At 68.1% G+C, this 5,986-nt stretch carries 6 protein-coding genes; 3 read left to right on the forward strand and 3 right to left on the reverse strand.

Annotated features, from left to right (window positions below; all coding sequences use genetic code 11):
* A partial coding sequence (locus AC04L7_RS10750; RefSeq protein WP_475512983.1) for a murein hydrolase activator EnvC family protein occupies positions 1–657 on the reverse strand: 657 nt, incomplete at its 3' end.
* Entirely contained in the window at positions 657–2,204 is a 1,548-nt protein-coding gene (gene gpmI / locus AC04L7_RS10755) for a 2,3-bisphosphoglycerate-independent phosphoglycerate mutase (protein WP_435996050.1), read from the reverse strand. The genes AC04L7_RS10750 and gpmI, both read right to left, overlap by 1 nt.
* A gap of 139 nt (positions 2,205–2,343) precedes the next feature.
* On the opposite strand from gpmI, the gene AC04L7_RS10760 reads away from it, so the two are divergent.
* The 3 genes from AC04L7_RS10760 to AC04L7_RS10770 all read left to right on the forward strand — a co-directional run bounded on the left by AC04L7_RS10760 (position 2,344) and on the right by AC04L7_RS10770 (position 5,481).
* Positions 2,344–3,003 carry a DUF4097 family beta strand repeat-containing protein gene (locus AC04L7_RS10760; protein ID WP_436000906.1) on the forward strand — a complete coding sequence of 220 codons (660 nt, stop codon included), beginning with the start codon at positions 2,344–2,346 and terminating at the stop codon, positions 3,001–3,003.
* Positions 3,004–3,083: 80 nt separating this feature from the next.
* Positions 3,084–4,787: a M28 family metallopeptidase gene (locus tag AC04L7_RS10765; protein WP_435996048.1), complete on the forward strand. Its 1,704-nt coding sequence runs from the start codon at positions 3,084–3,086 to the stop codon at positions 4,785–4,787.
* A 301-nt stretch (positions 4,788–5,088) separates the two neighbouring features.
* Positions 5,089–5,481 carry an MAPEG family protein gene (locus tag AC04L7_RS10770; protein WP_435996046.1) on the forward strand — a complete coding sequence of 131 codons (393 nt, stop codon included), beginning with the start codon at positions 5,089–5,091 and terminating at the stop codon, positions 5,479–5,481.
* A 174-nt stretch (positions 5,482–5,655) separates the two neighbouring features.
* Here the strand turns inward: AC04L7_RS10770 and AC04L7_RS10775 are convergent.
* Positions 5,656–5,986 (reverse strand): pseudouridine synthase family protein (locus AC04L7_RS10775; protein WP_475512984.1); only part of this gene is annotated, 331 nt, incomplete at its 5' end.

Here is a 5,986-nt window from a genome sequence, read left to right on the forward strand (position 1 = left end):
GGCGGCGCGATCCTGGTAACGCTCGTCGAGGTCGGCGACGAGGAGGGCGCGCGTCCTGCGGTCCTTTTCCAGCTGCGTCACCTGCTGGCGTTGCCGTGCGCGCGCGGCGTCCAGGTCCGCGCGACGGGCGACGATGTCGCGCTCCACCTCGTCCAGGGCGGCCAGCTCGGTGTTGAGCGACGCGATGCGGTTCGCCTGGTCGCGTTGCACATAGCGATGGTAGGCCAGCAGGCGATGGGCGTCGGCCACGCGATCCTGCGACAGCAGGACCTTCAGCGGCGCGTCGTCGCCCCGCTGGTAGGCTGCGCGCACCAGGGCAGCCAGCTGCGCACGTTGCGCGGCCTGCTGGGCGCGCATGGCATCGCGCTTTCGCTGCAGCTCCTCCAGCGCCGCAGCCTCGCGGCGCAACGCCGCTTCGGTATCGGACAGCGAGCGCGTGGTGCGCCCGACCTGCTCGTCGGCATCGCGCAGCTGGCGCGACGCCGTCCCGCGCTCGCCCTCCAGCTTGCGGCGCTCCTGCGCGATCGACTTCAGTTCGCTGCGCACGCGCTGCAGCTTCTGCTCGGCCTCGCGGGACGTCTGCGCAGGTGCGGCCGCGACGACCGAGAGCGCAGCCAGCACGATCGCGAAGCCTGCGGCGCGCGTGCGGTGCGGCATCAGGGGGCGATCAGGCTGCGGCCGCTCATGTCGGCCGGCTGCGGCAGGCCGAGCAGGTCGAGCAGCGTGGGTGCGACATCGCGGAGCGCACCGCCGCTGCGCAACGTCGCCGCGCGCTCGCCCACATAAACCAGCGGGACAGGACCCACGGTGTGCGCAGTGTGCGGCTGGCCGGTGTCAGGGTCGCGCATCATTTCCAGATTGCCGTGGTCCGCAGTGATGATGAGTGCGCCACCCGCGGCGCGCACCGCGGCATCGACCTCGCCGATCGCCTTGTCCACCGCCTGCGCGGCGAGGATCGCCGCCTGCAGGTCGCCGCTGTGGCCGACCATGTCGGGGTTGGCGATGTTGCAGACGATCGCATCGAACCGGCCCGAGCCGATCGCCGCCACCAGCTTCTCGGTCAGTTCGGGGCAGCTCATTTCCGGCTGCAGATCGTAGGTAGCGACCTTCGGGCTGGGAATCAGGATGCGTTCCTCGCCGGCGAACACATCTTCGCGGCCGCCACTGAAGAAGAACGTCACGTGCGCGTACTTCTCGGTTTCGGCGATACGCAGCTGGGTCAACCCATGTTCGGCCAGCAGCTCGCCGAAGGTCTCGCGCAGGTCGTCCGGCGCGAACGCCACCGGCGCCGGCAGCTTGGCATCGTATTCCGTCAGGCAGACGTAACGCGCCAGCGCCGGCACGCGCCGCTCGAAGCCGTCGAACGCCGGCGACACGAACGCCGCGGTCAGCTGGCGCGCGCGGTCGGCGCGGAAATTCATGAACACCACCGCATCGCCATCGGCCATCGGCGTTGCGCCGTCGATGACGGTGGGCAGCACGAACTCGTCGTTCTCGCCGCGCGCATACGCGGCTTCCAGCGCGGCCACGCCACTGGCGGCATGGTGCTCGCTCTTCGCCTCGACCATCGCATCCCACGCCAGCCGCACGCGGTCCCAGCGCTTGTCGCGGTCCATCGCGTAGTAGCGCCCGCTGACCGAGGCGATGTGCGCATTGCCGAGCGTCGCGCATCGGTCCTGCAGCGCACGCAGGCTGGGCTCGGCCGACTTCGGCGGCGTATCGCGGCCGTCGAGGAAGGCGTGGACCGCGACGCGCGGAACGCCCTGGCGCTTGGCGAGGTCGAGCATCGCGAAGATGTGCAGTTCATGGCTGTGCACGCCACCCGGCGACAGCAGGCCGAACACGTGCAGGGTCCTGCCGTCGGCCTTGGCCGCGTCGCACGCGGCGACCAGCTCGGCGTTGGCGAAGAAGCTGCCGTCTTCGATCGCGGCGTCGATGCGGGTCAGGTCCTGGTAGACGATGCGGCCCGCGCCCAGGTTCATGTGGCCCACTTCCGAATTGCCCATCTGACCGTCCGGCAGGCCGACATGGCGGCCTTCGGTATGGATCAACGTGTGCGGCGCGGTCGCCAGCAGGCGGCGCCAGTTCGGCAGATTGGCCTGCGCCAGCGCGTTGTCGGCGGGATCTTCACGGTGCCCCCAGCCATCCAGGATCAACAGCACGACAGGCTTGGGGCGCTTCACGGACGGGGCAGATGCGGACACGGGGGAGATTCCAGTGACTTCAGGCAGGTGACGATTGTAGCGAAGCATGGTGCCATCCACTCCGGCACGGCGGTGTTTAAACCCTCCGTCACGCCGGTGCATCAGACCGATACGAGACCACCCAAGAGGCAACCCCATGATCCGTCCCCGCACCGCCCTGCTGCTGACCCTGGCCCTGGCCGCCACGCCCGCGTTCGCGCAGCAGGAAATCTCCAAGGTCAACGGCAGCATCACCGCCGACGCCGGCCAGACCTACGGCGACCTGGACACCGTCAACGGCAGCATCCGCATCGGCGAAGGCGCCACCACCGAAGACGCCAGCACCGTCAACGGCAGCATCAACATCGGCGACAAGGCCGTGGCCGAATCGCTGGAGACCGTCAACGGCTCGATCCGCGCGGGCAAGGACGTCAACGTCCGCAAGGACGTCGAAACGGTCAACGGCAGCATCTTCATCGATCGCGGCGGCGTGGTCGGTGGCGACATCGAAACCGTCAACGGCGCCATCGGCATCGTCAGCACGCAGGTCGGCGGCGAGATCACGACGGTACGCGGCGACATCACCGTCGGCGTCGGTTCGAAGGTCCGCGGCGGCCTGCGCGTGCAGAAGTCCACGGGCTTCTTCAACACCGACAACAAGAAGCCGCCGCGCATCGTGATCGGCCCCAACGCCGAGGTGACCGGCCCGCTGTTGTTCGAGCGTCCGGTCGTGCTGTACGTGCACACCAGCGCCAAGATCGGCCCGGTGACCGGCGCCACCGCCAAACCGTTCAGCACCGACACCGCACCTACCGAGTAACCCCGCGCACGGGCGGTCCGGCACGGGTCCGGGCCGCCCATTGTGGCTAGAATCGGGATTCCGTTCGTTGAGGAATCCCGATGCCCCGCAAGTTGATGCTGGTGCTTGCCGCCACCGCCGCCCTGGCCGCGTGCAAGCAGGAACCCGAGGCGCCCGCCGCGCCGCCGGAAGCCGCCACGCCGCCCGCCGCGGCGCACACCTTCACCGCCGACATCACCGAGGCCGACTTCGCCGACATGGTGAAGACGCTGTCGTCCGAAGCATTCGAGGGCCGCGCGCCCGGCTCGGCCGGCGAAGAGAAGACCGCCGCCTACCTCGAGGCGCAGATGAAGCGCATCGGCCTGCAGCCGGGCAACAACGGCAGCTACTTCCAGGACGTGCCGATGGTGGAGACCACCGCGGACGAATCCGCCACCACGCTGAAGCTGACCACGGCCAAGGGCGCGCGCGACCTGACGTTCGGCACCGACTATGTCATCGGCACCCGCACCGGCCAGACCGACGTCAAGCTGGATGCCAGCGAGCTGGTGTTCGTGGGCTACGGCGTGGATGCGCCGGAGCAGCAGTGGAACGACTACGCCGGCCAGGACTGGACCGGCAAGACCGTGGTGATGTTCGTCAACGATCCCGGCTTCCATGGCAAGGACGAGACGCTGTTCGGCGGCAACCGCATGACCTACTACGGCCGCTGGACGTACAAGTTCGAGGAAGCCGCACGCAAGGGCGCCGCCGCCGCGCTGATCGTGCACGACACCGCCGGCGCCAGCTACGGCTGGGACGTGGTGAAGAACTCCTGGGCCGGCCCGCAGTACGACCTGCCGGCGAAGGACGATCCGGAAAAGCGCATCCCGCTGCAGGGCTGGCTGAGTGCCGACGCCGCGAAGCAGCTGTTCGCCGATGCCGGCCTCGACCTGGACGCGGCCTATGCCAACGCCGGCAAGCGCGGCTTCAAGCCGGTGCCGCTGAAGGCGCAGGTGTCCGCGACGCTGAAGAGCAGCATCACCGAGAAGACCTCGCGCAACGTGATCGGCGTGCTGCCGGGCAGCAGCAAGCCCGACGAAGCCGTGCTGTACATGGCCCACTGGGACCACCTGGGCAAACATGAAGGCGAAGAGGGCGACAACATCTACAACGGTGCGGTCGACAACGCGACCGGCGTGGCCGGCATCCTGGAGATCGCCGAGGCGTTCGCCCACCAGGATCCGAAGCCCGCGCGCTCGGTGGTGTTCGTGGCGGTGACGCTGGAGGAGTCCGGCCTGCTGGGCTCCAAGTACTACGTCGCGCACCCGACCTTCCCGCTCGACAAGATCGCCGGCGTCATCAACCTCGACGCCATGAGCGTGGGTGGCAAGTCGCGCGACTTCGTGGTGACCGGCAAGGGCAACTCGCAGCTGGAAGACATGCTGAAGGTCTACGCCGACCAGCAGGGCCGCGTGCTCGCCGAGGAAGGCAACCCGGCCGGCGGCTACTACTTCCGCAGCGACCACTTCAATTTCGCCAAGGCTGGCGTGCCGGCGCTGTACGCCAAGGGCGGCAACGACCTGCTGGAAGGCGGCGTCGAGGCCGGCAAGGCGGCGAGCGAGGAATATGCCAAGCGTTATCACCAGCCGAGTGACGAAATGCACGCGGGATGGAAGCTGGACGGCGTCGTGCAGGACCTGCAGGCACTGTATGGCGTCGGCAAGGACCTGGCCGTGGCCGGCACCTGGCCGAACTGGTACGAAGGCAATCCTTTCAAGGCGGCTCGTGACAAGATGCGTCCGGCAGCGCCCGCGACAAAGTAAGCCACGCGCTCAGCTGCAAACGAAGACGGCGCCGAAGGGCGCCGTTTTTGTTCCTTCTCCCCGCGTGCGGGGAGAAGGTGCCCGGAGGGCGGATGAGGGGCGAGCGCGATGATGTTCTGCGCGATGTTTCTCCGCCATCGTCGAACTCGGCAATGCGAGTGCGCGATCCAAGACAATGCCTCCGTTCGCCCCTCACCCGCCCTTTCGGGCACCCTCTCCCCGCTGCGCAGGGAGAGGGCAACCGCCCATGGACTCCCCACTGCCGTACCCACTACCCTGCGCCATCCTCGGAGGAAACATCATGTCTATCGCTTACTGGTGCATCCTGGTCACCGCACTGCTGCCGTACCTGTGGGTCTTCATCGCCAAGCGCTCGGGCGAGCGCTACAACAACCGCAATCCGCGCGCATGGGTCGCCAAGCAGGAAGGCAACTACAAGGTGCAGCGCGCCAACGCGGCGCACCTCAACGGCTTCGAAGCGTTCCCCGCCTTCGTCGCCGGCGTGCTGATGGCGCAGCTGGCCGGCGTGCCGGCGGACACCATCACGCCGCTGGCCATCGCCTTCGTGGTGGCGCGCGTGCTGCACGGCGTGTTCTACCTGGCCGACAAGCAATCGCTGCGCAGCTTCATCTGGCTGATCGGCATGCTGTGCGCCGTGGCGCTGATGGTGCTCGCGGCGATGCGGGTGGCGTGACACTGCTCTCTGTGGGAGCGACGGTAGGAGCGACGTAAGTCGCGACCGCACGCTGCGGCAGTCCTCAGCGCTGCTGGACAAGAGCATGCATCGGACAGGCCGCTCTTTGTCTGGCGATCCCGACAATTCATTTCTGCGGTCGCGACTTACGTCGCTACTACAGGAAGAGCATGGCTAGCGTAGGTCGGCTTCCCACCCGAACAGCGCATACGCCTTCAGGAACTCCGCATCCAGCGGCGCCACCGCTTCGATGCGTTCGCCGGTCGACGGATGCGGGAACGACAGCCGCACCGCGTGCAGCAACATGCGGTGCACGCCCTGCATGCGGAAGTGGCGGTTGTGCCGGCCATCGCCGTGGCTGGTGTCGCCGATCAGGTGATGGAAGGCGTGCTTCAGGTGCCGGCGGATCTGGCGGAAACGCCCGGTTTCCGGCTGGCAGCGCAGCAACGCGTAGCGTGACGTATCGAAGTCGCCCGACGGCAGCGGCAGTTCGCCGGTCGCCAAT

This window comes from Pseudoxanthomonas sp. LjRoot204_2 (assembly GCF_056175765.1).

What these genes read in the sequence shown, in the direction of transcription:
- AC04L7_RS10770 (WP_435996046.1), top strand. Translation starts at nt 5,089, where the DNA reads ATGTCTATCGCTTACTGGTGCATCCTGGTCACCGCACTGCTGCCGTAC.
- AC04L7_RS10765 (WP_435996048.1), top strand. Translation starts at nt 3,084, where the DNA reads ATGCCCCGCAAGTTGATGCTGGTGCTTGCCGCCACCGCCGCCCTGGCC.